Source organism: Paenibacillus sp. CF095, from assembly GCF_900101225.1.
GTDB lineage: Bacteria > Bacillota > Bacilli > Paenibacillales > Paenibacillaceae > Paenibacillus.
On record NZ_FMZN01000001.1, the window covers coordinates 231,264 to 257,654 of the forward strand.

24 protein-coding genes are annotated in these 26,391 nt (G+C 45.7%); 16 read left to right on the forward strand and 8 right to left on the reverse strand.

All coding sequences use genetic code 11. The features are described 5' to 3' along the window. Positions 1-45 precede the first annotated feature (45 nt). Positions 46-2,103: a methyl-accepting chemotaxis protein gene (locus BLS69_RS01075; RefSeq protein ID WP_165980248.1), complete on the forward strand. Its 2,058-nt coding sequence runs from the start codon at positions 46-48 to the stop codon at positions 2,101-2,103. Between the two features lie 99 nt (positions 2,104-2,202). Here the strand turns inward: BLS69_RS01075 and BLS69_RS01080 are convergent, their stop codons facing one another. From BLS69_RS01080 to BLS69_RS01105, 6 genes are all read right to left on the reverse strand, one after another. Continuing rightward, positions 2,203-2,589 carry a RidA family protein gene (locus BLS69_RS01080; protein ID WP_091027950.1) on the reverse strand — a complete coding sequence of 129 codons (387 nt, stop codon included), beginning with the start codon at positions 2,587-2,589 and terminating at the stop codon, positions 2,203-2,205. Positions 2,590-2,608: 19 nt separating this feature from the next. Beyond that, a complete protein-coding gene (locus BLS69_RS01085) occupies positions 2,609-3,985 on the reverse strand; it encodes an amidase (protein ID WP_091027952.1) in 1,377 nt (458 codons plus the stop codon). A gap of 193 nt (positions 3,986-4,178) precedes the next feature. Next, a complete protein-coding gene (locus BLS69_RS01090) occupies positions 4,179-5,207 on the reverse strand; it encodes an ABC transporter substrate-binding protein (protein ID WP_091027955.1) in 1,029 nt (342 codons plus the stop codon). A 34-nt stretch (positions 5,208-5,241) separates the two neighbouring features. After that, positions 5,242-6,108 carry an ABC transporter permease gene (locus BLS69_RS01095; protein WP_091027958.1) on the reverse strand — a complete coding sequence of 289 codons (867 nt, stop codon included), beginning with the start codon at positions 6,106-6,108 and terminating at the stop codon, positions 5,242-5,244. Next, a complete protein-coding gene (locus tag BLS69_RS01100; protein ID WP_091027961.1) occupies positions 6,108-6,884 on the reverse strand; it encodes an ABC transporter ATP-binding protein in 777 nt (258 codons plus the stop codon). The genes BLS69_RS01095 and BLS69_RS01100 overlap by 1 nt, the downstream gene beginning before the upstream one ends. Before the next feature lie 241 nt (positions 6,885-7,125). After that, positions 7,126-8,805, reverse strand: coding sequence for a PucR family transcriptional regulator (locus tag BLS69_RS01105; protein ID WP_176872531.1), 1,680 nt, complete (start codon positions 8,803-8,805; stop codon positions 7,126-7,128). Between the two features lie 218 nt (positions 8,806-9,023). Here BLS69_RS01105 and BLS69_RS01110 point away from each other — a divergent pair, with 218 nt between their 5' ends. The 7 genes from BLS69_RS01110 to BLS69_RS01140 all read left to right on the forward strand — a co-directional run bounded on the left by BLS69_RS01110 (position 9,024) and on the right by BLS69_RS01140 (position 13,696). Beyond that, positions 9,024-9,500 (forward strand): hypothetical protein, encoded by a 477-nt coding sequence (locus BLS69_RS01110; RefSeq protein ID WP_091027965.1) that lies wholly within the window; start codon positions 9,024-9,026, stop codon positions 9,498-9,500. Between the two features lie 88 nt (positions 9,501-9,588). Continuing rightward, a complete protein-coding gene (locus BLS69_RS01115; protein ID WP_091027967.1) occupies positions 9,589-9,927 on the forward strand; it encodes a hypothetical protein in 339 nt (112 codons plus the stop codon). Positions 9,928-10,045: 118 nt separating this feature from the next. Further along, positions 10,046-10,441 carry a hypothetical protein gene (locus BLS69_RS01120; RefSeq protein ID WP_256332197.1) on the forward strand — a complete coding sequence of 132 codons (396 nt, stop codon included), beginning with the start codon at positions 10,046-10,048 and terminating at the stop codon, positions 10,439-10,441. A 197-nt stretch (positions 10,442-10,638) separates the two neighbouring features. Continuing rightward, the gene (locus tag BLS69_RS01125) at positions 10,639-11,151 is read left to right on the forward strand and encodes a hypothetical protein (RefSeq protein WP_091027969.1); all 513 of its coding nucleotides are present in this window, start codon (positions 10,639-10,641) and stop codon (positions 11,149-11,151) included. A gap of 199 nt (positions 11,152-11,350) precedes the next feature. Further along, positions 11,351-12,256, forward strand: a complete 906-nt coding sequence (locus BLS69_RS01130) for an AraC family transcriptional regulator (protein ID WP_091027972.1) — start codon at positions 11,351-11,353, stop codon at positions 12,254-12,256. A gap of 430 nt (positions 12,257-12,686) precedes the next feature. Then, the gene (locus tag BLS69_RS01135) at positions 12,687-13,157 is read left to right on the forward strand and encodes an NUDIX domain-containing protein (protein WP_091027975.1); all 471 of its coding nucleotides are present in this window, start codon (positions 12,687-12,689) and stop codon (positions 13,155-13,157) included. A gap of 113 nt (positions 13,158-13,270) precedes the next feature. Further along, the gene (locus BLS69_RS01140) at positions 13,271-13,696 is read left to right on the forward strand and encodes a hypothetical protein (RefSeq protein WP_143023548.1); all 426 of its coding nucleotides are present in this window, start codon (positions 13,271-13,273) and stop codon (positions 13,694-13,696) included. Between the two features lie 77 nt (positions 13,697-13,773). On the opposite strand, the gene BLS69_RS01145 is transcribed toward BLS69_RS01140, so the two are convergent. Both BLS69_RS01145 and BLS69_RS01150 read right to left on the reverse strand, forming a co-directional pair. Continuing rightward, positions 13,774-14,199, reverse strand: a complete 426-nt coding sequence (locus BLS69_RS01145) for a hypothetical protein (RefSeq protein WP_091027980.1) — start codon at positions 14,197-14,199, stop codon at positions 13,774-13,776. 373 nt (positions 14,200-14,572) lie between these two features. After that, complete coding sequence (locus tag BLS69_RS01150) at positions 14,573-14,935, reverse strand: iron-sulfur cluster biosynthesis family protein (protein ID WP_017687018.1); 363 nt, start codon at positions 14,933-14,935, stop codon at positions 14,573-14,575. A gap of 263 nt (positions 14,936-15,198) precedes the next feature. Here BLS69_RS01150 and BLS69_RS01155 point away from each other — a divergent pair, with 263 nt between their 5' ends. From BLS69_RS01155 to BLS69_RS01185, 8 genes are all read left to right on the forward strand, one after another. Further along, entirely contained in the window at positions 15,199-16,227 is a 1,029-nt protein-coding gene (locus BLS69_RS01155; RefSeq protein ID WP_091027982.1) for a LacI family DNA-binding transcriptional regulator, read from the forward strand. A 180-nt stretch (positions 16,228-16,407) separates the two neighbouring features. After that, positions 16,408-17,679, forward strand: coding sequence for an ABC transporter substrate-binding protein (locus BLS69_RS01160; protein WP_091027983.1), 1,272 nt, complete (start codon positions 16,408-16,410; stop codon positions 17,677-17,679). Between the two features lie 101 nt (positions 17,680-17,780). Next, a complete protein-coding gene (locus tag BLS69_RS01165) occupies positions 17,781-18,668 on the forward strand; it encodes a carbohydrate ABC transporter permease (protein WP_036668619.1) in 888 nt (295 codons plus the stop codon). After that, complete coding sequence (locus tag BLS69_RS01170) at positions 18,661-19,506, forward strand: carbohydrate ABC transporter permease (RefSeq protein WP_017687022.1); 846 nt, start codon at positions 18,661-18,663, stop codon at positions 19,504-19,506. The genes BLS69_RS01165 and BLS69_RS01170 overlap by 8 nt, the downstream gene beginning before the upstream one ends. 90 nt (positions 19,507-19,596) lie before the next feature. Further along, positions 19,597-21,093 (forward strand): glycoside hydrolase family 30 protein, encoded by a 1,497-nt coding sequence (locus tag BLS69_RS01175; RefSeq protein WP_091027986.1) that lies wholly within the window; start codon positions 19,597-19,599, stop codon positions 21,091-21,093. Positions 21,094-21,449: 356 nt separating this feature from the next. Then, positions 21,450-24,485 carry a beta-galactosidase gene (locus BLS69_RS01180; RefSeq protein ID WP_091027988.1) on the forward strand — a complete coding sequence of 1,012 codons (3,036 nt, stop codon included), beginning with the start codon at positions 21,450-21,452 and terminating at the stop codon, positions 24,483-24,485. A 443-nt stretch (positions 24,486-24,928) separates the two neighbouring features. Further along, positions 24,929-25,153 carry a hypothetical protein gene (locus BLS69_RS32445; RefSeq protein ID WP_256332198.1) on the forward strand — a complete coding sequence of 75 codons (225 nt, stop codon included), beginning with the start codon at positions 24,929-24,931 and terminating at the stop codon, positions 25,151-25,153. A gap of 244 nt (positions 25,154-25,397) precedes the next feature. After that, positions 25,398-26,273: an AbfB domain-containing protein gene (locus BLS69_RS01185; RefSeq protein ID WP_256332199.1), complete on the forward strand. Its 876-nt coding sequence runs from the start codon at positions 25,398-25,400 to the stop codon at positions 26,271-26,273. Positions 26,274-26,391 lie beyond the last annotated feature (118 nt).

The window sequence follows — 26,391 nt, forward strand, 5'->3', positions numbered from 1 at the left end:
TGGACTTCATAATGATGAAAATGAAAATGGATGGTGAATGTAATCATGGTATTTAGCAAGGCAAGAGAACGCATGCGCAACATGTCGTTCAGAGTCAAACTGCCACTTATGATCAGTCTGCTGGTGTGTATCGTACTGGCGGTAACTGCGGTAGTGTGTTACAGCGTAGCGGCAGTTATTACACTCGACAAAAGCAAAGATGAAATTAAGGCAACCTCGGACCGGGTGGGGGCAGGTTTGTATGCTTCACTAAGTTTGGAAGAACAATCTACCTTTCTGATTACAACACATCGTACCTTCCGGGATCTGCTAGAGATTCGGAATACGGATGGGCAGGAAGGTGAGAACTTTTTCTCGGAAAACAATGAACTGCTGGATAAGGCAAGTGGTATTCTCGCGGACAGTCTTGCAGGTATGGAAGGTAACAACAGTCTGATTTTGTTGGATCGGAATGGCATTATTGTTGCAGCGAATGATCCGGCAGTTATCAAGGCAGAACGCGGAGATCGGGCATATTTCCAAGAAGCGATTCAGGGTAAAAACGTGATTAGTGAAGGGATTGTAGCCAAGTCCTCAGGACAACTTGGTACGGCTTTTGCCATGCCAATCTACAATGAGAATCAAGAAGTACAGGGAGTGCTCGTATCTGCGGCATCCACCTCGTTCTTCGTTAATCAGCTACAAAATATCAATATTAATGATGAGGGAAAAGTGATCATTCTGGACCGTGTAGGTACGGTCATCTACGATTCAGCGGATGAGAAGTTGGCAGGCCAGAAGATGGAGTCCGGCGAATACCAATCATTGATAGATCTTGCTCCTGGCGCTGAACTACAGCAAGGGGATATTAGCACAGATGAGAAAGTGGCGTATTACTCCAAAATCCCAAGATCCGACTGGACTGTCGTTGTAGAAGATAAAATGAGCGATGTGCAGAAGCCTTTACGTGCGATGGCAAAACAGATGTATATTGTTTTGTTTAGTGCTATTGCGGTTTCCGTCGTAGCGGGTATCCTGATCTCTTTGCTGGTAACCAGACCAATTACAAGACTAACTGTGTTGTTCAGACAGCTTGCGGGCGGCGATCTGACGGTGCAGGCTCAAGGTAAATATAGCGGAGAATTCAAACAATTGGTGGACAGCTTCAATACCATGGCAGCAGGCAATAAACAGTTGATCTCCAGCATGAACCATTCCATCGGCATCCTGAAAACAAGTACATCCGAGCTGGAACAGTCCACTCAGCAAACTTCGACCACGATTGCCGAAACAACGACAACAGCATTTGAGATTTCACGAGCCATGGAGTCCCAGGCGAACGATACGGGAGCCATTGTGGATAAATTCATGAATGTTGGTAACAAGATTGCCAACGTGAATGGGATGTCGCAGGCAGTGAAGTTCAAGGCAGATGAAATTACGGATGCATTCAAAAATAATCATGAAGTTATTGATGCACTCATTGCGGTGAACGGGCAAAACGAGATTGAAGTTGGCAACATCTCCAAAATTACAGTCCAACTCGCTGAAAGCTCCTCGGGCATTCACCAGATTACCGGTACGATTGCCGAAATTGCAAATCAGACGAAATTACTTGCGTTGAATGCTTCGATTGAGGCCGCAAGAGCAGGTGAGCAAGGGCGCGGCTTTGCCGTGGTTGCTTCCGAGATTCGCAAGCTGGCGGAGCAGACAACAGCTCAATCGGAGGATATCAACCGAATTGTGATGCAGACCATTGATCACGTGGAGCAGAATAACCGAAGTGTTCAGGCTATTGAAGCGATTGCGGAACAGCATAAGAGCAGCGTTAGCCAGACCAAGGAGACATTCAATTTTGTCACCGAGAATATGAATGAGATGATGAGTCAGGTTCAGGCTATTGCCACTGAGATCGAGTCCATTGAACGTGATAAGGATGACGTCATTGGAGCTGCACAGAACTTGTCCGCTTCCGGTGAAGAGGTGTCGGCTTCTGTTGAGGAAGTCACAGCAACAATGCAGGAACAGTCCGGCATGACGGAACATTTGACAGATATGGTGCAGAGAATCGATGGACTGACCAAACAACTTGCCGAGGAATCATCTCGCTTCAAAACAAAATAGGAATACGAAAAGAAACCGATTTCTCAAAAGAGAACCGGGTTTCTAGACAAAGAGAGCACCTGTACCCATCTATGGCTACAGGTGCTCTTTGGTGATGTGTTACTCTCCTCGGACGGAAGGCGCATACGCCAGCACTTCCATTTCAATTAAATAAGGGCCTAACCCGCTAAATACGGTAATACGGGCGGGATAGGGCTGCTTAATCATTCGCGCATACACTTCGTTGTATTCGGGCTGATCCTCGACTCGGGCCAGATGAGTGGTTACCTTCACAATATGATCGAGTGTAAGTCCGGCTTCTTGCAGGATCACCTCAATATTACGAATGCACTGCTCAGTCTGCTCCTTAATGCCGCCGATAGGCTCAAGCGTCTGTGGATCAACGCCTACCTGACCTGCAACGTAGACCAAATCTCCTGCGCGGACAGCATGGGAGAAAGGAAGCGGGAATTTGGGTGCTGCACTTGCATGTATGATGGTAGACATCGTAGCTGTCATTCCTTTCCTAATGAGTGTGTATATTCGGTGTTATCTGATTCCAGTCTGTAGCCTGCTGATAATGATGAGCGATGGACAACAAGCGGTCTTCTCTCATGTGTGGACCGGCAAGCTGCATGCCGATAGGCAATGGCTTCCCTGAGGTGGTATCAAACCCGATGGGTACGGTGATGGACGGTAGACCTGTATTGGTAAACGGTCCGTTGAAAATCGGGCTGCCTGTCTTGTATCCATGTGGAGCTACATATGGTGTTGATGGAGTCAATAACACATCCACTTCATCGAACATCATCATCATCTCGCTCCGGAATATCGTTCGGATGCGTTGTGCCTGCAAATAATCAACGGCACTCGTCTGGTAGCCGAGCTCAAGCTGTTCCCGCATTGTGTGGCCGTAACGATCAGAGGCTTCCGCGAAGCGTTCCTGATGGAAGGCGGCAGCTTCTGCCCGCATTACCGTACGATGAGCAGCAATGGTTTCTTCCATATAAGAAGGCAGGTCAACTTTCTTCCATTGCATGCCCAGCTTCTCAAGCACAGCGATTGCCGACTCCACCGCTAACAAGATCGCGGGTTCATCAGTCTGGAAGAAGTTGCTCGGCAGACCGATCACCATTCCTGAAATAGGATGCTCAAGAGCATTTGTTAAATCTGGCTTGCCGTGAGGGAGCGTGAAGGAGTCCAGCTCATCTTGTCCGGCCATCGCTTCCAGAACGATTGCGTTATCTTGTGCGGATCGAGTGAAGGCGCCAATATGATCCAGGCTCCAACTGGCTGTGATGACACCATTACGGCTAACCCTGCCGTAAGTGGGTTTCATACAGGTTAATCCATTGTAAGCTGCGGGTCTAAGCAGAGATCCAAAGGTCTGTGTTCCGAGTGTGAAGGAGGCCATGCCAGCTGCTACTGCAGCGGCGGAGCCGGAGCTGGAGCCGCCCGGGGTATGTTCTAGATTCCACGGGTTGCGTGTTGGCGGTTCTCCTCCCTGAAAGGCGTATTCCGTCGTTGTTGTCTTGCCGAGCAGGATAGCGCCTGCAGCTTGCAACTTATTAATCACAGTTGCATTCGTTCCGGGTACGAAGTCAGGAAAGGTATTTGATCCGGCCGAGGTGCGTATGCCAGCGGTATGGATAATGTCTTTGGCTCCATAGGGAATGCCATGCAGAGGACCGAGATATTCGCCATTCATCAGTTGTTGTTCAGACTCTCTTGCGGCCTGCAAAGCCTGTTCGGCGGTGACTGTAACGAAGGCTTGCACCGCAGGCTCTACTTTCTCAATGCGATTCAGATAGGATTTTGTAAGCTCTACAGGAGATATCAACTTGTTTTTAATCAATTTTGCGGCTTCAGCAATGGTCAGCTCATTCAGTGGTTTCGTAATCATCGCAGAGGCACGCTCCTATACGGGGGATTGGGCCCTATTTCTTCTGGCAACTTGAAGCCACGAATCAGTTTTAAGTCGGCTGTAAATAGGGCAAGCTCCTCGCTGGTAATAACTCCATTCGCATATTTCGCACTTTCCGTACAGCGGTGTGTGAGATAGTCGTCTTGGTTCAGAGTAATCAACCTTTCTCTCTCTATTTGGTGAAGCTTGGATCGATAATATCCTCGTAAGGAAGTTCTTCCTTCAGATTGCCGATGAAGCGCTGCATATCAATTGCGGTCTCGAATGCTGATTCATTGATGAGCCCATCAGCAGGGTATACCTTGCTGTCGATCATGCGTTGTACTGCTTGCTCCACGACTTTCTGGTCCAGATTCGGGAATTCCTTCACTGCAACAGCTTTGGCGCCTTCAGGGTTCGATTGAATGTAGTCCAGTGCTTGCTCAATAGAGGTGACAAAGCGCTGGGTGAGATCAGGATTTTTCTCAATGAAGCTTGCAGTTGTATTCATCGTTGCAAAAGCGAAATCAGGATAGTCCTTCGTGAAATCATGGACAATACGCAGCCCTTCTGCAATGCCTTGATCCAGCTGAGGCTCGTAAACGATAGCAATGTCGGCTTTGCCGGCTAATACAGCACCAAGCTCGGAGCCATTTTGGACCTCAGTGATCGTCACATCCTTGTCGATATCAATGTTGTTGTCAGCAAATAGTTTCCTCAGTAAGCTGTTCGAGCTTGTAGGTGCCAAGCCCACAACGATGGTTTTACCTTTGAAATCCGCTGTCGAATTCACGGTTACTCCTTCTCGCGCAACTGCCCATACTGGAGCACTGCCGGATAGAAGGACCAGTGAGCGAGCATCTCCGCCCTTTGCATTAGCAAATGCGACATGCTCAGGACCGTGGAAGGAGAACGCGGACTCGCCTGAGATCACCGAAGACAATGCTGTTGGACCGCTTCCGGCAGCACGGATGGAAGATAGCTCAATACGATTCTCCTTTAGGAATCCTTGGTTATTCGCTACATACAAGGGAAGGTAGAGCAGGTTGTGATACACCTCGGACACCATAATTCTGTCCACCTGTGTATTTGCTTGCCCCTCGCTATTAGATGCACCTGTGCCACTCGCAGGTGTTGTGGCATTGCTACCGCACGCACTAAGCAGTGTAGTCAAAATAACCGTCATCGCTGCTAGAAAAGCTATCTTTTTGAATGTACGCATTAGTCATCAGGCTCCTTTAATGGTTGTAGGTCGGCTATACGAATGTGGATTTGCTGCTGGTCTTGTTGTCATTCCATGGAAGGAGACGGGATTCGAGATAACCGACACAGGTGTAGAGGAGCATCGCGACCAGCATAAGCATGAACACGCCGACCCATACGGCCGGAAGGTTGAACAGGTTACCTTCGACGAACACCATATGTCCGAGTCCTTTATCTGAAGAGATGAATTCTCCACCAACAACAGACACCAGTGCCAAACCGATATTGATCCGGAAGGCTGAGATGATCCATGGCAGAGAGGAAGGAACGATAATTTTACGGAAAATTTGTGATTTCTTTGCACCGAAGGATTTCATCAGGTTGATCTGGGATTCGTCGATTTGATGAGTCGCTTGATAGGCGGATAATAGCGCTACGATAAATGTTGCTACGGAGGCCAGAGCAATCTTGGAGAAGATGCCTGAGCCAAACCAGATGATAATCATGGGAGCGAGTGCGATCTTCGGAATACCGTTCATAGCTACGATGAATGGATCAAGCACACGGGCGACGGACTTGGAATACCACATGAGCAGTCCTGCCAATGAGCCGATTAAGCTACCGGCTACGAAGCCGATAACGGTGGCATTCACCGTTGCAAATGCGTCTGTAAGCAGCTGCCCTGAGCTGGCCATCGTGATGGCAGCATCGAGAATGGCGCTTGGTGATCCCATGAGGAATCCATTAACGAGCTTCAAACGAACGGCGGATTCCCATATCACCAGGATGACCGCTACAATAATGAACCGCCACAGCATCGTTATCAGCCATTCTTTGGAGAATGTGGATTGTCTCCGCTTGTTCTTCGCAACTCCAGCAGGCTTCCCGGCAAGGGTAATTTCAGGTGATGTGCTCTTCATTAGCTGATCCTCCCCATTTGGATATCAAGCTCTGACCAGATCGATTCAAAATACTGCTTGAACTTGTGGTCGGAGCGGGCTTTCAGTGCTGAACCGTATTGCGAAGCGAGCCCAATGTCATACACCTGCTTCACGGTCGTTGGTCGTTTACTCATGACGGCAATACGGTCGGAGATGGCGATCGCTTCCTCGATGTCATGTGTTATAAGGACGCCTGTCTTGCCCTCGGATTTCAGGATGGACAAGATTTCATCTTCCAGAATGAGTCTGGTCTGATAATCAAGTGCGGAGAAGGGTTCATCCAGTAATATAATATCGGGCTGGGTAACGAGGGTACGTATGAGGGCTACACGTTGGCGCATACCGCCTGATAGTGTGGAGGGGTAGGCTCCTGCGAATGAAGCCAGGCCATAACGATCCAGATAATCCATGGCAATATCGCCGCGATCCTTTTTGGACAAGCCCTTCACTTCCAAGCCTAACGTGACATTGTCCAGGATGCTTCTCCAAGGAAGTAACAGGTCCTTCTGCATCATATAACCGACATGCCCGGTGGTCTGATCGATCTCTTCGCCACAGACGATTACCTTGCCATTTGTTGGCTTAAGCAGACCTGCGATAATATTAAAAATCGTACTTTTGCCGCAGCCGCTCGGTCCCACGATACTGAAGAACTCCTGTTTCTTGATTTGCATCGAAACCTCAGCCAGGACCTGAATATCTTCTCCGGTTGCACTGACAAATGATTTGGATACGCCTTGTATCTGTATAGCCATGATAGGTAGCCCCTTTCCTACAGCCTGATGGTTGTTCGTTTCTTGATGTGAATTGATGTTAATTAACATGACATTCGTGAATATATTCCTAATCATATAGACTGTTTGCATAATTGTCATTAGTTACTCTGAACATAAAAATAGAATTAAATCAGTTAAAATGCACAAATGAAGATTGAACATGAATTGAATATGAAAAGAAAACAAAAGAACGTGTCATCATACATGACACGTTCTCGATTTAAGACGTATGATTAGCTTCGCTAGGGGCTGGATGAACATTCAGAAGGGACTCAAGTGCGAAGGCAAGTCGGAAGCGCAGGCTCTCCATCGGGTCCTTAATGTTCCTGCCGGTTAGTTTCTCGCATTTCTCCAATCTGTAGATCACTGTATTGCGATGTACGAACAACTCTTTCGCTGTATCGACGATCTGGCAATGATTCTCATAGAAAGAGGACAGGGTTTTCATAAGTTCACTGCGCTCGTTCGGATCTCGGTCTTCGAAGGGTTTAAAGGTTTCTTGATGAAATTGCAGCATCTCATCGTAAGGAATCATGCGCAGCAGACGGCTTATATCCATGGTTTGATAGGAATGAGCGAAGCGTGTCTTGCGCATCTGATAGCCGGATTGGAGCGCCTTGACTGCTTCTTTATAGGAGAGTCCAATATCCAATACGTTCGTGTAGGGATTACCTATTCCGAAGGATAGGCTGAGCTGCGACTCCGTATACAGATTGCTCGCGATCCGCTCAAGCTGCTGAACAACGGTATGTTCGTCCCAAGACGATTCGGCCAAAAAGACGAGTATGCCGAACTGGTCGTTCTTAGTGAACATGACAAAGGAGAGATCCAATCTGGCGAACTCCTGCTTAATCAGCTCATAATTAGCGTCTCGTTCCGAGATGAACCGCTCTTCCCCGGAGGAAGTAGAGTTCTGCTTAGGTATGCCCGCTAAGGATTCATCCTTTTTGGCAACGATGAGAACAGAACTTCCTTTGGCTTGCAGCCCATATTTCTTGCCGCGGTGCAGCGCTTCTTGTTCCGAACGAATGAAGCCTTGAATGAGATCGGAGAAATATTCATTTTTGTAACGGCGGGAGCGTTCCTTGACGGCTTGTTTCTTGGTTAACTCCAGACCGATCACATTGACGGCTTGTTCCAGTGCCAGAGTGGAGAGCTTAGAGCTTGCGGAACTGTCGTATAGTGCGATCAAATAGCCCTCGTGCCGATCCGTGAAGATGGGATGAAGCTCGGCGTGTCGATATTTATCAACAGTAAGCAGGCAGATCGAGATTGCGGTATGGAAGGAAGGATGCTCATCTATAATTGTCAGTATGGGCGCGGCGAGAGACTGATGATCCATCTGTTGTGCATAATGGGAGCTTGCCGTAATCTGCTTCTTTGAACCAAGCAGAAGTACAGGTGAGGATAGCAACTGAGACAACGTATCTACGATAGATGGTATGCCTTTTCCCTGCATCACCATCGTGGAAAATTGCTTATGAATAGACAAGGCGTAGTGTAGCTCATGGGTTTTGTTCTGAAGGATAGCACTGATTGAATGTTGAAATATTTCACCGAGAGTATTGTCTATCTCGGACAGTTCGATGATTGGGAAGCCCAGCCTGTCGGCTGTCTCAAGCAGTTGCGGAGATAATTCAAGAGAGAAACGCTGTGTCTTGACAGCAAGCGCCGCACAACCAATCGCGTGCATATCTGTAATGAATGTAAGATGAGCATCGGGGCGATCTTTCAGGATATAACCGTTTGTCAGCAGCATATCTCCCGTCTTCAGGAATTGTACAATATCTGGGGCATCCATAATATTAATAGATTGCACCAAGCGATCAAGGCCGCGATGCCCGGCAATAACCTTTGCTTTGGAGAGAATGGGGATAGTTAATAACTGTTGCAGATCCATCTTCAACCCACTCGCTTTCATAGTGATATGTTATAAAATCTAACATTAAGTGAGGTGGGCGTAAAGAAGAGTTTGGATAAAGAGGCTGAAAGATAGATGTAAACAAATTTCTCATAAATATAAAAACTTTCCAATAATTCAATGCGTTATACTAAGTAGGTCTATATAAAATTTGATCATTATTACTAACTCGAACACTAAAAAGGAGTTCTCGATCCATGAAAGGAAAAGGAATAGTATCGCTTTTACTTGCTGGTGTTGTTGCTGGTTCTATTTTAGTAGCATCGACTACAACTGCGGAAAGAGTTGTAGCCCAAACTCCGATGGAAGCAGCAACGGAGTATTTTCAGGCTTACATTGCTAAAGATGTAGAGGGAATGATGTTTTATTCTAAAGATACCAATTATTTGGATGAGAAAAGTCGTGAAGAAGGATATGTAAAGGATCTTAAAACTAATCCAACTACAGGGTATGAAATTGTGGAAACCAAACAAATCAACACGGATGAAGTTCAATTTTATGTAGTTCAAAAGTATGCAGGACAAGGCTACGAACAGTCACCACCACTCCCGTATAAAATTTTCAAAAGCGAAGATGGATGGAAGGTTTTAGTAGAGCCACTAGAAATCAATACATTGACAGGTGAAGTCACTAAAGGTACACCGATTCACGCTTGGCAGTATACAGATCATTAGTTGTTTTAACTGAAACATAGGTTCAGTTGAACTAGAGGGCAATGGATTTATGAATGCAACTATAGAAACGACTGAGGAGTGACCTCCAATGAAAAAATTCTTTATCAGTACGGCATTAATAATGACTGTTTCGGCAGTGACTGCTTTAAGTATTTATGCGAGTAATTATTATGATGATGCTAAAGCGGATAACCCAAACTATCCGGATTTTGGTCCTGCAGTACAATTATCAGAAGAGGAAATTAATAGAGCTCTAGAAAATGTCAGTAGTATAACGACTTCTTTTGGAACATTTAATAGGGTACCCGAGAAAGACGCCTTCATTTCCGAAAATGAAACGGTGAATAACTTAGATCATTTAACTGCTGATACCAAACAGATTTTTTCTCACGGTAATTACTTTGTGAAAAGCGATTCCGAGGAATAAATTTATCAGAAATTAAGATCGACATTTCATTGATTGGGAATGGTTCTTTTTAGGGCGTGGGAACGATAGAAGTCACTGGTTAAATTCCGTGTTTGATGAAAGTGTGGAGTTTATTATTTTGGATTTGTTACAGATGGGGAAAGAAAAGCCAATCGTAGTAGATACTTTTATGGAACCTGCTTATCTAAGGGAGATTGTTAACCCCAACCGCGTTGTTTATATGTTTGCAGAAGATGACCTAATTCGAGCGGAGTATCTGGATCGGGATCATCTGAGAGGCATGAAGGGTTTGTTCCCTAGTTTATCAGATCCACAACGTGCACGGGACGAAACATTAAACACGGTGGTTAGAGCATCGAATCATTATCTGCAACAAGCAGAGCAGTATCAATTAAAATGGTTCATGAGAACATCTCAGTCCAATAAAGATCAGATGTTATTGGAAGTTGAAAAGCGTTCGGTTTTTGATGATACTGGAGTAGCGAATTATATCAGTCGTCATTTGTTACAGTAGAATTATACGGTGGCTCAATAAAACCCAGAAAGTAGCCGATCAACCTGATCGGCTGCTTTTGTTCGCTAATAGCAAGGTTAATTCAATGCCCTTGCGTATTACAGATGTAAATTTTATAGATTGATAGTGTTGTTAATAATGAGGAGCTTCTTATAGGTTTTAAGAATAACTAATAAAAGAATACGAGGAATGAAGTCATGAAGAAAAAGAGACTATTTGCTACTGTTATATCAATAGCTTTAACAACAGCGACTGTAACTGCCTGTGATTCAACAAGTCAAACTCAAGAGAATATGTTTAATCCAAAAACTGGTGTATTATCAAGCAAGCCCGAAAGTACAACCCTTTCTAAGTCTTTAAGCGAACAAGAGAGCAAACCCTCCCACTTTATTGCTTCTGGAGGCGCAACGGTACAGCAACCCTTTTCCGTAAATCCGGAATTTGTACATATAAAACTGCTTATGAAAAACAATAGTAGCCATGAAGTCAATGTTAGTTTGACGTACTTAGATACTAGTAAAGTGTATTTCGCTAGAACGATTGCTCCCGGGGAATCTTTAGATTGGATAAATAGTAAAGAAGGTTTCATACAGGGGATGAGTACTGGAGACTACTTGCTTCAATGGAGTGGTGGCGGTTATCGGGTTGAGGGGGAAGTATGGGGATCAGCTGGTTCAGACCCGGACGATACTGTTGATCTAACTTATTGAACTAACGGATAGGTTAGTTTTATACCAATTGAGTATAAAAATACTACTAATATAGATGCTTCAAGCTAATAAAGACTTGGATTAATTTAGGAAACAAGGCTTCTGTATACAGATGATTACCACCTGACATTATCCTGCACGGAAAGTCAGGCGACATAAACTACCGGATGATATGCTTCTTACGAAAGGAGGGATTGTCGTGGATTGGCTAGAGAGAATGAATCGAGCTGTCAGCTATATTGAAGACAACTTAGAACAAGATATTGATTATGACCAAATTGCAAAAATCGCCTTATGTTCAGTTTACCAATTTCAGCGCATGTTTTCATTTGTACTTGATGTCCCCTTATCCGAATATATCAGGCGCAGAAGACTGACGCTTGCTGCATTTGATTTAAAGAACAGGAAGAACACTGTGACGGATATTGCCTTGAAGTACAGATATGAAACACCTGAATCATTCTCACGAGCATTTCAAAATCTGCATGGAATGACGCCTACATTAGCGCGAAATGCCGGAAGTGAGTTAAAAGCCTTCCCTCGCATCTCCTTTCAAATCATATTAAAGGGAGTTGTTGGAATGAATTATCGGATTGAAAAAAGGGATGCTTTTCAAGTTTATGGGCTGGAAGATATCTACCGTTACGACACTATTGCCAATGAGGAGGGGATATCGATCCCTGAGGTTTGGCAAACCATCAGCAATAATGGTGAGTTGGACCGATTATCCCAGTCGGTGAGCGGGGATTGGAGAGACGAAAGTAGTTTCAGCAAGGAACTTGGAGCTGTCTTTGCATTCGAATCCTATACATTCACAAACAATACGACGTTCCCTTATCTGATCGGGTGTTACAAAGCGCTTGATAGCAAGGTGAAAGGATATACAGTTGTTGATGTTCCAGCATCTACGTGGGCAGTATTTTCGACATTAAATGATGGTAATGGCAACGGCAAGTATGATTTACGGTCTTTGAAGAATCGAATATTTTCGGAATGGCTGCAAACATCAACATTTACGATTTTAGATGGCGGCAACTTCGAGATGTATGGTACAAGTGTAGATGGCTACGAATATTGTGAACTATGGTATCGGGTCGAGGGATAGAATGGAACTACGCGGCTGTAACATGCCCGGTCACAGCTTTTTTCTTAACTCGAATATGTCACAAGGTCCATTTCAGAAACTAACGTAGAAACGATAGCTCAATAATACAAAGAAAGTAGCTGATCAATGTGACCGGCTGCTTTTGTTCAGCTAACGGCAAGGTTACGTTATTGGTAAATCAGCAAAATTATATACTTGACTCTAAAGTACTAAGGTGGGTATCATTTCCATATATTGATGATTAGGAGAATAGCCGATGTTAATTTTAAGATTAAAACAATCTCATCATCATGAAAAGCGTTAATCCATTCCTAAAAAAATTGGGATGGGTTAACGCTATTCGCGCTTCTCATCCTGTGATATATGACGCGCAGGACTTAGGTCTAGCGCGTTTTTTTATTTTGGTTACAAAAGAAATGGAGGAGTAAAAATGGCAATCATGACAGATTCAATAGGTAACATTTTTTTGGAATTTATTCGTATCGAGTACGATAAGGTCATTACAAGCACACTGGATGCTCCACTAACACATGCTCTAATTGTGGTGAAGTACCAAGGAAAGTATCTATTCATGCATAATAAGTGGAGAAACAACTGGGAACTTCCAGGTGGTATTATTGAAGCTGGAGAGAATGCGGAGCAATGTGTAATTAGAGAATTGTTTGAGGAAACCAATCAAAATATGGATTCGGCTGAATTCAAAGGGCTAATGAAGTTTAGACTCCAGCCAAGTTTTCATGGACCTGAACGGACAGAGTATGGAGCTCTGTTCATGGGTGAATTGTGCCAACTTGATGATTTTGTTGAAAACGATGAAGCTTCTTCAATTATCCTTTGGGATGGTACATCGGAGATTGGTGATATCGCAGAAATAGATAGAAAGTTAATTGAATTCGTGTGATACATGATTGAACTAACAGTAAATGATATCCAGGGAAATTAAGGAACAAATTGAGCAACCCTTTCTATGTATCATTCGTTAGAGTATGAGAGAGGTGAGATGAAATTATTAAAATGAGTAATAACATCTTAATGTTGGTATTAGCGGTATCCATGACAATAGCTGGGTGTTCATCAACCGAAAAAAATGAGGATAATGTTACTGAACGTGTAGTAACATCTGATTTTATTCTCGAAGTAACAACACCAACAGTTTTAAGTATGGGTGAGACAATTAAAGTAAAAGGAACATTAAAATATACAGGTATTAAACCTGTTGAAGTAACCCATGGAAAACCTATCATTCGTTTTTTCTTTTCCGGTAGTGACGAGGAGCGTAATTATACGGATGTGGGATATGTAACTGAATTTAAATCAGGTCAAGTGGTTGAGGTTGAAGATGAATTTATGGTAACCAAGAAAGGGAAACAAAATCTCATTGTGGATATGACCGCGGATATCTCATTAACCATGAATCCAATTGAAATTCTTGTGAAGTAATCTGAGTGATAATGAATTGGCGGGTTTAGAAGTAGGCTTAATGATGCAAAGAAACCAAAACAAAGAGAGCCAAACGTTTAAGTTAGGCTCTTATTGGCGATATATTGTGTCTCTGTGTCATTTGAATCCTGGCGCTTTAAAAATATCTTACTTGGTCGATGTAAGAGCACAACTAACAAGGCGAATAGTTGAATAAGTCCAGTTAATAGTCCTTCATTCAGTAGTCCGATAAATAAAGCGATACTCAGGAACGTAACAGTCGATCTGAATTGTCGTTTGGTGATGCAAATGATAGCAAGCAAACTAGGAATGATCAAAAATATGATTCTCCCAGTAATTTCATTAGAGAAATTAATCAAATCATTGCCGTTCACTTGATAACCGGCAAAGGCTTCAGGATTTTGACTGAAAATATAGAGAAATACACTGAAAGAAATAATAAGGTATATAACTTTAATACTCAACAAGATGCGGACTACGTTCAGGATCATGGGTAACTTCATAAGTTTTAATTTTCCTCCTCGACACTTCTAAACGGATACAATGTTCTAACCGTGTTTTTGGTATAACTAGACTTATATCTTTAATTAGGTATTCCGTTTTGTGGATCTCCTAAATTCATATGTGGTTATCTAAGTATACGGTTTACTTGTAATTATTTGTATTAAACTAAAGTCTATATTAATTAATCAAATTTTCACCTCTTTTGTCCCGAAAAATATTCGGAAATAGAGCAGCAGAGGTACAGAGGCACTGCACGAATATGAAATGTTTACGAACATAATGCCTAATGAACTCATTAAAATTGATAAAAAACCTCCCGTCCCACATAACATCTGGACTTGGGAGGTTTTGATTATAGTGCATATTCAACGTTTATCGTACAAACCATCCAGTGGGCTGTGGGGCTACGTCTGCGGTATCTCGTAAATCATGGACTTTGACATTACTGCCATAGATCATGGAATCGCTACTCAGTCGGAACGAAGGGAAACTGTGCTCGGATTGCAGACGCAGAGAGGGTTCGAAGTAAATCTGCTGCTGTTTGTTGATTACAAAGGGAAGCGACCCCGCTTCTACGGTAACATCATCGCTATCCGGCTCGTTCAAGATCAGAAGTACCGCAATTCCGTCACAACCGCATCCATCGGTATCATAAAACAATTTGAAATAGCCTGGTCGATCTCCCAGCTTTTCAGTAAGTCTTGCTTCTGCCAGCGGACTGACTTGAATGATCATGACGTTGTTCACACTCCTCTAATCTCCAATGAATTCGCTTACAATTTAATATATGGACCATAAACGCAGATTAGAAGGTGAAATAAAGGAAAAGGAGGATGTCCCATGAGAATTGTAACGTTAGGCGATAAGCGCGTTGAACAAATCACGTAAAATGTCATCGTGGGAGAAGCCCGTCACTGAAACCCATTTCATCGCCATTCCTTATCTGGTATGATAAGCAGGGAAAATAGGGAAAATTAGAGAAAAAGGAAGGTTCCGCTATGACACCGATCACCATATACGACATCGCCAAAGAAGCAAATGTATCTGTAGCGACGGTCTCCCGGGTACTGAATGATACGGCACCTGTGCGTGCAAGCACCCGAGAGAAGATTATGTCCATCATTGAAAAACACCAGTTTCAGCCCAATGCGCAGGCGCGCAGTCTGATCAAGAAAGAGACGGGCACCATTGCCATCATCCTGCCGGACATTACAAATCCCTTCTTCCCGGAAGTGTTCTGGGGTGCGGAGAATGAGGCTCGAGGATTGGGGTATACCTTCTTTCTGTGTAATACCGCAGGTGACTACAACAGGGAATCTGAATATTTGTCCATCCTGCGAGAGAAGCGGGTAGACGGGATTATCTTTCTCGGCGGGCGAATCAACATGCAGGTCTGTCCGGATGACATGGCTCAGGAATTGATTGATATGGGCAAACGTATGCCAATCGTGCTGGTCAATGGCAATATTGCCAAAGGCGGGTTTCACCGGGTATACACGGATGAAGGTGCAGGGGCAGCCCTTGCAGCTGAGCATTTGCTTGAACTGGGGCATCGCGATATCGCCTTTGTTGGCGGCCTGAAAGAGTTGTCCACCACCATGGTCAAGGTCAGAGCTGTGCAGAAGAAACTTCGGGAGCATGGGCTCGAAATACCAAAAGAACGGCAACTGCTCGGCAGCTTCTCCATCGACGACGGCAAACGGGAGATGTCCAAACTACTGGATCGTGACAATCCGCCAACCGCAGTCATCTGTGTCAACGACAACACAGCGATTGGTGCCATTAAGTCAACGATTGAGCATGGGCTCTCGATTCCGAAGGATATATCCATTGTGGGTTATGATGATACACCGCTCGCCAGTGCCGTTATACCGGAACTGACAACCGTATCCCAGAACACGTATCAGCTTGGCAAACAGGCTGTGGATGTGCTGCATGAGCTGATTAACCAAGGCAAACCGAAGAAGCAGATCATTCTGCAACCGGAGTTGATTGTGCGTCAAAGTACAGGACCTGCTGCAAGATAAAGGGCCTGTAATTGGAAAAGAAAGCGTTGACATTTCCTCGAAGGGTGAAATATAATGAGTGCGTGAATGAAACCCCTTTCATAAAGTGGAACGGGTTTTATGTTTCAGCTTAATGAAACCCATTTCATGAAACGGGTTTCAGTGTAGTCATCCATTCATTATATCAAGGGGGCGTAACGTATGAGAAGAAGTTTAAAGGTCATTTCGTTATTGATGCTGGTCATGGTAATGGGTCTGACAGCCTGTAGCAGCGGGAGTAAAAACGGTTCTTCCGGCGAGTCCGGTGGCAAGGTTGATTTGAGCATGACGATCTGGGGCTCGGAGGATGAGAAGAAAATTTATCAGGAACGACTCGACATTGTGAAGCAGACGTATCCCGATATTAACGTGAAGCTGAACGTGGTTGCAGGAGATTATGACCAGAAGGTACAGACCATGATCGCCGGAGGAACGGCACCGGACATCATGATGATTGCCGAGAACTATCAGGCTTACGCCTCCAAGAATCAGATTATACCGCTGGATGACATGATTCAGGCGAACAATGTGAACATGTCCGAGCGTTATTCCGATGATATTGCCAACCTGATGAAGTATGATGGCAAACAATTTGGTTTGCCGGATCGGGCAGGTGCGATGGTCCTCTTTTATAACAAAGATCTTTTCGACAAGGCTGGGGTGGAATATCCAACCAAAGATTGGACTCAGGATGATCTGATGGCGGCAGCTCAGAAGTTGACGGTGAAGGAGAACGGAAAAACGGTTCAATGGGGTTACTACCCGGGTAGCTGGTGGCCGCAATGGATGCAGCTCATCTACCAGAACGGTGGATCACTGTTCGATGAGAGTGGCAAACCAACCTTCAATACAGAGCCTGTGCGTAAAGCATTACAATTCATGAATGACCTGACCTTCACACACGGTGCGGGACCAACGCCAACCGAGATTGCCGACATGGGGAATATCGGAGCCGATCCGTTGTTCGCTCAAGGCAAGATCGCCATGGAAACGACAGGGTTCTGGAACATCGGTTCACTTGCCAAGGTGGAAGGCATTAATTGGGATATCTCTCCGGTATGGGGCGAAACGAACGCATTCTTTAACGGGTTAACGATTACCAACGCTTCCAAACACAAGGAAGAAGCTTTCAAAGTCATCGAAGCACTGACCACACCGGAAGCACAGATGCCGATGGTCAAAGCCGGTCAGGATGCTCCTGCAACCAAAGCAGGTTTGTCCAGTGATGAATTCCTCAATGCTGAATACGGCGGCAAAAAAATCAACATGGCTGCGTTCAGTGAATCGACGATCTATGCAGAACCGTTCAACCCGCAATGGAACGAAATGATGAAGCTCATTAACGATAAGCTGGGTGTGTACTTCAACAACAAAGCCTCGCTTGATGATACCGTAACCGAAATTCAGAGTGGACTGGAAAGACTCTACAAATAGAGGATTTTTCTGAACATGCACAAATAGCAGCGACAGCAGGACAGGTGGAATCGGCGTGAATGCGGGTTCCATCTGCTCTCTGCGTCATGGGAGGGCTTAACGTGAGAAAAAAGGACGGGAAATGGTTCTACATCTTCATCTCGCCTTGGCTGATCGGGTTTCTGGGGCTGACCCTGGGTCCGATCCTGTTTTCCATCTATATGAGCTTCACGAATTGGGATCTGTTCCAGTCCCCTGAATTCATTGGTATCGACAATTACAAAACGTTACTGACCGATGATCCGATTTTCTGGAAATCCGTAGGCAATACATTCTTCTATGCGCTAATATCCATTCCGCTGGGCATGTCGATCTCGCTCTGGATTGCATATTACCTCAACAAGAAAATCAAAGGGATCACCTTCTTCCGTATTCTGTTCTATCTGCCTTCCGTTGTTCCGGTGGTTGCGAGTTCATTGCTCTTCATCCACTTGCTTGCACCGACGGAAGGGTTGATCAACCAGGCACTTGCGATCTTCGGTATTCAGGGTCCCGCCTGGCTTCTTGATCCGAACTGGGTTAAGCCTGCATTGATTCTCATGTCCTTATGGGGTGTAGGTGGTGGCGTGGTATTGCTGCTTGCAGGTATGAAAGGTATTCCACAGGAGCTGTACGAGGCCGCTGCCATTGATGGAGCGAAGAGTACACAATCGTTCTTCCATATTACATTCCCGATGCTGACTCCCGTCATTTTCTTCAATCTCGTGACTGGTATGATTGGAGCGCTCCAGACCTTCGCGCAGGTATTCATCGTTACTGCCGGCGGACCTGACAATTCAAGTCAGATGGTTGTTCCCTACTTATTCCAGAATGCGTTCCAATTCTACAAAATGGGATATGCATCGGCGATTGCCTGGGTACTATTCATCATCATCATGGCGTTGACACTCGTTGTATTCCGTTCATCGGCGCTATGGGTGCACTACGAGGAGGGAAAAGCCAATGAGTAATCCATCGACTGTGGAGAAGACGATATCCTATATTTTTCTGATTCTGGTCGGGGTGCTGCTTGCTTCGCCTTTCCTGTACATGATCTCCATTGCACTGGCAAGTGACGCAACAACCGTCAAATCAGCTTTTACCTTCGTTCCAATGGAGTTCCAATGGTCGAACTTTTATACGATTTTTACGAATAACAATCTTGGAACATATCTCAAAAACTCGGTCATCATTACCGTCTTTACGATTGTCGGATCGGTATTATCAGCTTCGATCGTATCCTACGGCTTTGCCCGAATCAAGGCAAAAGGCAGCCGTTTCCTGTTTATTGTGTTGCTCAGTACGATGATGATTCCGGGTGAGGTGACGATGGTACCGCAGTTCATCATCTTCCGTCATCTGGACTGGATTAATACATTTTACCCGCTGATCGTACCAAGCTTCTTCGCCGGAGCATTCAACGTATTCCTGATTCGGCAGTTTGTCATGAGTATTCCCAAATCACTGGATGAAGCCGCCATGATCGATGGTATGGGGCACCCGGGAATCTACTGGAAGATCATCATGCCACTGACTTATCCCATACTTGCGGCCATTGCGATCTTTTCATTCTCCTATAACTGGGGCAACTTCATGGGGCCGCTCATCTATATCAATGATCCGGAGAAAATGCCGCTGGCACTCGGAGTGCAGCTGTTGACTACGGTAGGTGGTGGGCAGATGCCACCATGGAACCTTGTGATGATTGCTTCCCTGTTCCTCACTATTCCGATGGTACTGGTATATCTGTTCGGACAACGTTATGTGTACGAAGCCAACATTAGCGGCGGAAGCAGCGGAATCAAGTAACCGAAGTGTCTGTAATGTGTGTATGTACTGAACCTGACGTTCAAGGTCAACGAAGTAATCACCGTACATGGAGAAGGGATTGTATAGCCCATGGCGCATAAAGAACAACGCAGCAGGAGCAAACGGAACTATATCCTCATGGGTGTAGCCCTGATTGCCCTTCTGGCAGGAGGAGGAATTGTTATCAATCATTTTGCCAATGAATCATCCAAAACACTTGTATTTCAAGAGGAACCGGTACGTCTGAAGCTGGATCAGTCCTATGACCATTTTGAAGGCTGGGGCACGTCACTTGCCTGGTGGGCCAACGATCTGGGCGGATGGAAGGATCAGGCGAAGGTTAGTGAAGTGATGGATCTGGTCTTTGATCCGGAGAAAGGATTAGGTCTGAACATCGTTCGTTACAATATCGGCGGTGAGGAAAATCCGGAGATGAAAGCTCTTCGTCCCGGCGGGGATGTACCTGGCTTCCAGCCTGAACCTGGAGAGTGGGATTGGGAGGCTGATGCAGGTCAGCGGGCTGTACTACAAGGCTCGATGGAGCGCGGCGTGAATATTGCTGAAGCATTCTCCAATTCACCACCTTACTGGATGACGATCAGTGGATCGGTGACCGGAGCCGTGGATGGCAGCAATAATCTTCGTGACGATCAGTATGATGCGTTTGCAGATTATCTGACTGAAGTCGTGAAGCATTATCGGGACGAGTGGGGCATCACCTTCCGCACACTGAATCCGCTCAATGAACCTTCCTCCGACTGGTGGAAGAAGGGCAATATGCAGGAAGGCAGTCATTTTACGAATGAGAAACAGGCCGAGATTATCAAGAAAGTTGCTGCATCGTTGAAGAGCAAAGGACTGGATGGAACCGTCATTAGTGCCGCAGACGATAACAGCATTGATGAGACGGTGTTTAATTTCAACCTTTACGATCAGGATACGCTGGACGTAATCCAGCAGATCAATACCCACTCCTATAACGGTAGCAAAATGGAAGAGCTGCGCACATTGGCAGAACGCCATGGCAAGAAGCTGTGGATGTCCGAGTACGGAACGGGTGGCAGCGAGCCGCACAGTCATGAGGATATGACCTCAGTACAAGAGTTGGCGGAGCGAATCATGTTTGATCTGAAAATCATGCAGCCATCCGCCTGGGTATACTGGCAGGCTGTTGAAGATGAAGGCGCCAATAACAATTGGGGGTTCATTCACGCCAACTTTAACGGAGAAGAGCAGTATGAGATGACCAAACAGTATTATGGTATGGCCCAGTTTACAAAGTTCATTCGTCCCGGTGCGACGATTATTCCAACGGATGGCGGACGCACACTGGCTGCTTATGACGCGGAACGTCAGAGACTGGTGCTGGTGATTCGTAATGAATTGTCAGCTGGAACAACGGCGTTTGAACTGGAAGGGTACACGTATGGAAAATCAGCCACTGCGCAGGTGTATCAGACTTCACCGGACCGGAACATGGAACAGCTTGAAGACATTCCGGTGTATGCCAACGGACTGGAAGTACCTACCGCAGATAATTCCATCACAACGGTTGTACTGGAAAGCGTGACGTTGCAGGGGAACTGATGATAGCACTCGGAAAGTTGTTCTGTAATCGTAGTACCCGTGTAAATCACTTTTAGTTTAACGGATATGGTTCACCTTAAATTAATTACAGGACATATGAACCTATATAAATTGAACTAAACATTTACACCAAACGGAGAGACAGAAAGGACCTGAAGAAGCGGAGCGTGCGCCTACAAGCTTTCTGCAAGAAAGCTACATCGGAAGCATACGCTATCCCCAGATTTTCCCCTTGAGAAAAGGGAATCAAAAAATCTGGGGATAACAGCGATCGGAAGATTGTTCTGTCATCGAAGTGTGCAGTGTAAATAATCTTTAGTTCAATTTATATAAATAAAGAGAAGGAGGGGATCACTTTGACAGAGAAAGCATCCCTTTTACTGCAGGAAAAGGAGAAGTACATCGCCAGGGCTGAGAACGGTGTTCAATCTGAATTAACATACGATGCACGCAGCTTTTTCCTAAACGGAGAGCGTGTATTTCTGAACAGTGCGACGATCCATTATTTCCGTATGCCGAAGGAAGAATGGCATGAGGTTCTGTTGAAGGCGAAGCTGGCAGGCATGAACTGCATCGACACCTACTTTGCGTGGAATGTGCATGAACCGGAAGAAGGACAGTGGTCCTTTGAAGGGGACAACGATTGCGGAGCATTTCTGGATTTGTGCGCAGAACTGGGCATGTGGGTCATCGCGCGTCCGGGTCCGTTTATCTGTGCAGAATGGGATTTTGGCGGTTTTCCATACTGGCTTGGTACGAAGGATGGCGTGAAATTCCGGGAAAATAATGAGACGTATTTGCACTATGTGAATTTGTATTTTGACCGGCTTGTGCCGATTATTCGGGAACGCCAGCTGTCCGCTGGAGGCACGGTCATTCTGGTTCAGGTGGAGAATGAATACGGGTATCTGATGGATGACGCTGCTGCAAGTGACCATATGAATACGCTGAGAGATGGATTGTTGCAACGTGGCATTGACGCTACGCTGATCACTTGCGTTGGCGGGGCGGAAGGCACAATTGAAGGGGCTAATTTCTGGTCAGGTGCTGACGGGCATTATGAGAAACTCCGAGCCAAACAGCCGGACACCCCGAAGATGGTCACGGAATTCTGGACCGGATGGTTTGAGAATTGGGGAGGACCTTCAGCCATTCAGAAGACAGCGCCTTTGCTGGAGAGACGCATCATGGAAATCCTGCGTGCCGGGTATACCGGAATCAGTCACTACATGTTCTATGGTGGCACGAACTTTGGTGGATATGGCGGCAGAACGATGGGTAGCAGTGATATTTTCATGATTACGTCCTATGACTATGATGCACCCCTGAACGAATATGGACGGGGGACACCGAAGTATGCAATAACCAAGAATTTGTCCTATTTCGTCCATGCTTTCGGGGCCCTTCTGATGGAAACAGAGGAAATTCCAGAAGAACAGATCGTTGTACGTCATCCTGAAGGCATATCTGTACGAGGCAGACAGGCTGGCAACCAGAAGATTTGGTTTCTGGAGAGTCACAAGGATGAACGCGAGACCATGCACATTACGCTGGAGGAAGGCCGGACTCTTCCCGTATCGGTGAATCCGGGTCAGATTGTTCCGTTGCTGGATCGAGTACAGATTGCTGAACACGTATATCTGACTGCGGGTACGATGATTACGGGCAATGAAATGATAAACGGAGAATTAACCCTGTTCATCGTGGCCGCTGCCGGGCAGCGGTCAGTTGTTGAACTGGAAGCTGGGGCACTAAACGTTACGGGCAGTACGGTGCAAGTGCTGGTTGAACATGATTCAGCAAGGAACGTATACCGCTTCGATCTGTTCCATTTCCAAGAGCCGGGAATGATCCAATTGGAAGCAAACGGCACACCGATCCGTTTCGTCATTCTGGATCAAGAGACGATGAATCGAACATGGCGATTGGAAGCAACAGATCAGAAGGGACTACGGTATGTGATCGGCTTCGATGACGCAGATGTATTGCCATCTGGTCAGGTCAAGGGCATGATCACGGATCCGGATCGCACAATTACGCTGCTTGGTGACTGGACCGATGGAGAACGGACGTTAACAGGTGACGAGTTCTATGCCAGCGAGAAGCCTATTGCAGGTATGCAGCAGCAGCTTCCATGGACATCACCGAGTGCGCCGACGTTGTCTAATTCTCCTGAGCTGTCACGTATTGCATTAACTGCGAAGCAACGCTCGGCGAGTAGACAACCGGAAGACTTTTCCCGGTATGGACAAGATTTTGGTTATTTATTGTACGAATGTGATTTCGAGAGTCCAACCGAAGGGATCACTAACCTCATTTTGCCGGATATCCAGGATACTGCCAGAATCATTGTTAATGGTGTTCAGCAGGCATTAGTGCGTCAGGTAGGTGCCGCTGGAGTGCAGTTGCAGGTGGCCAAAGGGAAGAATACACTTCAGATTCTGGTGCAGCATATGGGCAGATTGAACTTCTCCCCGTATTTAGGTGAGAGCAAAGGTCTGGCTGGTGCTGTGTATCTGGGCGGCAAAGTTCGGGATATTCGTCGGGATTGGCATATGGAGAGTGGACTTGTGCATCTCGATGAGGTGAACTCTATACATGGGGCGCCACTTCTGAGCAGAAGCTTTACGCTGGATGGCATGGATCGGGCGATTCTTGTTGGTGCCTTGAGCAAAGGTCTTCGTATCAATGGCATCGAAGTTCCGATGGAGGGATATCAGGATTGGTTTGCCTTCCAGACGTTAGACATATCTCTGTATATCAAGCCCGGAGAGACGAATACACTGGAAATGCCGTATAGCCGTTCATCGCTGAATCGACTGGAACTGATCACGTATCCAAGTCAGGGAGAACTGAAGGATTGGCGTATGGCAGGGACGGATGTATTACTTCCGCAACAATGGGAGAGATACGAGGTAGAACAGGAAGCGCTACATCCTGGACAGGGATCAATCCAGCGTGCAGGACAGTCTGGTATCGCCACAGGTGGCAATTGTACTGCCAATTTGGATCCCCACACCACGAATGGATCGGTTAATCGTGCTACATTGAGCGAGAAGTCTCATCCTGTATCCAATCATACTCCAGTCAGAGGATCGTATGGTCAGCCCGTTTGGTACCGCTGGCGTTTCACCAAGCCTACTCTTTCTGAGCATCATAAAGTGAATCTGATGCTTCGCCTGACCGGGATGAGCAAAGGAACCATTCACCTGAACGGACATCATCTGGGCCGTTACTGGCAGATTGGTCCGCAAGAGGATTACAAGATTCCAGTAGCATGGCTACAGGAAGAGAATGAATTACTTTTGTTCGATGAAGAAGGCAGAACACCAGAACGTGTACGTTTTCTTTTAGATGCGCCATCCCGTTATCCATGGGTTGTGGTAGAGTAGTTCATGTATTGATCGTTAGCTGTCTTACCGATCCAACTATGGTTGGGAACAATAACTGGATCGAGATAGTTCGAGTTGGACGCAACATTTCACCTTTTACCACAGTCACACTACCTCATTTTCTTAGTCAAATAACCCGAGCTTGTGAATCTTTCGGATTCAGTCTTACGGAGTGAATTAGGCTAAGGGAATGGGGGAACTGTGGTGACTAGGTCTGTACAATGAACTAAGGTAACACTTGTAACCTAATTAATTGTAACCGTTTACATATATATTAAAGTGTTTATCCATGATCTGTGAAGGGAGTGATGCTTCATGTAATTGGAATTCGAACAGGTAGTCGTGAGGTGTTGCTCATCAGTGGCAGTCTCAGGTACGCTTTGTCATTGGTACTACAGTAAGGTATTCCTCTGTTCATCACATATGGATAAGGAGATGACCCAATGTTGACGAAGAAGGAAGAGGGGATAGGAATAGGAGCAGGAAAATCCAATGGTTTAAAGGCCGGAATGATTCTGCTGCTTGGAACATTGCTTCTATTAACGATGTTATTCCCCAATACAGCCAGAGCAGCGACAAGTGTTTATACGATATCAGCCTTTACGAACACAAGTGAGTCCAATAGTATATCTATGAATCGTATAATGCGACCCACTATGGTTTGCTAAAAGGGCCAGCCTATACACCTCCGGCCAATTTGATTCGCGATCCCAGCATCATGAAGCACACAGATGGTCTATATTACGTCGTCTATACCACGAACTGGTCGGGTAACACCATCGGCATCGCCTCCAGCCCGGATAAGGTAAACTGACATTTGTCCGTAACATTACATTATCCACACCGACCACAATCGCACACACCTGGGCACCAGAATGGTTCAAAGACAGCAACGGCAGTCTGAACATTATCGTGTCCCTCTCACCAGGCAACTATCAGAATTTCAAACCATATGTCCTCACAGCTTCAGGTAGCAATCTAACTTCTACCTCATGGTCTGCACCTACTGAACTGGCAGGCATTGCTCCCAATTATATCGACACTTTTATCGTGAAGTCAGGCTCAACCTATCATGCTTTTACCAAAAACGAGACCACCAAATACATTGAATATGCGACATCCACTTCGCTAACAGGCCCTTATACCTTTAAAGGCACAGGGGATTGGGCAGGTTGGGGATCTTGGGTGGAGGGCCCGGCGCTTGTTCAGCTGGATAATGGTTCATGGCGAATCTACTTTGACGGCTATGCGACACAAAAATATTATTACAGCGACTCTGCTGACAACTTCCAGACTTGGGGTGCCAAGCAAGAGATTGCAGGTCTTACCGGACTGGTCCGGCATATGACCGTATTGAAAGAGTCCGGACAACCGGGTGATATCCGCAAGCTGGAGTCCTTCAATGTACCTGGCAGCTTCATTCGTCATTACAACTATCAGGCACGGATTGATGCGAATGTCAGTCCAGCGGAGGATGCACAATTCCGTATCGTTTCAGGTCTGTCAAATGCAACAGGCATTTCGTTTGAGTCCATGAATTATCCGGGTTATTTCCTGCGCAATAATAATGGCAGCATTACACTTGTGAAAAATGACGGCAGCGCTACGTTCCGAAATGACGCCACGTTCAAACGTGTAAATGGACTTGCTAATGCTAGTTGGACATCGTACGCGTCATTTAGTAACCCGAACCTGTATCTGAGACATTATAATAATGTGCTGAAATTGGAAGCTGTCGTTACCGCACTCGATAAGTCAGACGCGACCTTCCGAGAGGTTGCGCAATAATTAGTGTTTGTTTTCTAAAATACAAACAATTTAAACAATACATTTACACGATAACGGAGAGGTCAGAAATAACTTGAAGAAGCGAAGCGTGCGCCTACAAGCTTTCTGAAAGAAAGCT

What these genes read in the sequence shown, in the direction of transcription:
- BLS69_RS01080 (WP_091027950.1), bottom strand. Translation starts at nt 2,589, where the DNA reads ATGTCTACCATCATACATGCAAGTGCAGCACCCAAATTCCCGCTTCCT.
- BLS69_RS01075 (WP_165980248.1), top strand. Translation starts at nt 46, where the DNA reads ATGGTATTTAGCAAGGCAAGAGAACGCATGCGCAACATGTCGTTCAGA.
- BLS69_RS01175 (WP_091027986.1), top strand. Translation starts at nt 19,597, where the DNA reads ATGGCGCATAAAGAACAACGCAGCAGGAGCAAACGGAACTATATCCTC.
- BLS69_RS01125 (WP_091027969.1), top strand. Translation starts at nt 10,639, where the DNA reads ATGAAGAAAAAGAGACTATTTGCTACTGTTATATCAATAGCTTTAACA.
- BLS69_RS01095 (WP_091027958.1), bottom strand. Translation starts at nt 6,108, where the DNA reads ATGAAGAGCACATCACCTGAAATTACCCTTGCCGGGAAGCCTGCTGGA.
- BLS69_RS01135 (WP_091027975.1), top strand. Translation starts at nt 12,687, where the DNA reads ATGGCAATCATGACAGATTCAATAGGTAACATTTTTTTGGAATTTATT.
- BLS69_RS01150 (WP_017687018.1), bottom strand. Translation starts at nt 14,935, where the DNA reads ATGATCATTCAAGTCAGTCCGCTGGCAGAAGCAAGACTTACTGAAAAG.
- BLS69_RS01115 (WP_091027967.1), top strand. Translation starts at nt 9,589, where the DNA reads ATGAAAAAATTCTTTATCAGTACGGCATTAATAATGACTGTTTCGGCA.
- BLS69_RS01100 (WP_091027961.1), bottom strand. Translation starts at nt 6,884, where the DNA reads ATGGCTATACAGATACAAGGCGTATCCAAATCATTTGTCAGTGCAACC.
- BLS69_RS01140 (WP_143023548.1), top strand. Translation starts at nt 13,271, where the DNA reads ATGAGTAATAACATCTTAATGTTGGTATTAGCGGTATCCATGACAATA.
- BLS69_RS32445 (WP_256332198.1), top strand. Translation starts at nt 24,929, where the DNA reads ATGTTGACGAAGAAGGAAGAGGGGATAGGAATAGGAGCAGGAAAATCC.
- BLS69_RS01105 (WP_176872531.1), bottom strand. Translation starts at nt 8,805, where the DNA reads ATGGATCTGCAACAGTTATTAACTATCCCCATTCTCTCCAAAGCAAAG.
- BLS69_RS01145 (WP_091027980.1), bottom strand. Translation starts at nt 14,199, where the DNA reads ATGAAGTTACCCATGATCCTGAACGTAGTCCGCATCTTGTTGAGTATT.
- BLS69_RS01085 (WP_091027952.1), bottom strand. Translation starts at nt 3,985, where the DNA reads ATGATTACGAAACCACTGAATGAGCTGACCATTGCTGAAGCCGCAAAA.
- BLS69_RS01110 (WP_091027965.1), top strand. Translation starts at nt 9,024, where the DNA reads ATGAAAGGAAAAGGAATAGTATCGCTTTTACTTGCTGGTGTTGTTGCT.
- BLS69_RS01090 (WP_091027955.1), bottom strand. Translation starts at nt 5,207, where the DNA reads ATGCGTACATTCAAAAAGATAGCTTTTCTAGCAGCGATGACGGTTATT.
- BLS69_RS01155 (WP_091027982.1), top strand. Translation starts at nt 15,199, where the DNA reads ATGACACCGATCACCATATACGACATCGCCAAAGAAGCAAATGTATCT.
- BLS69_RS01170 (WP_017687022.1), top strand. Translation starts at nt 18,661, where the DNA reads ATGAGTAATCCATCGACTGTGGAGAAGACGATATCCTATATTTTTCTG.
- BLS69_RS01160 (WP_091027983.1), top strand. Translation starts at nt 16,408, where the DNA reads ATGAGAAGAAGTTTAAAGGTCATTTCGTTATTGATGCTGGTCATGGTA.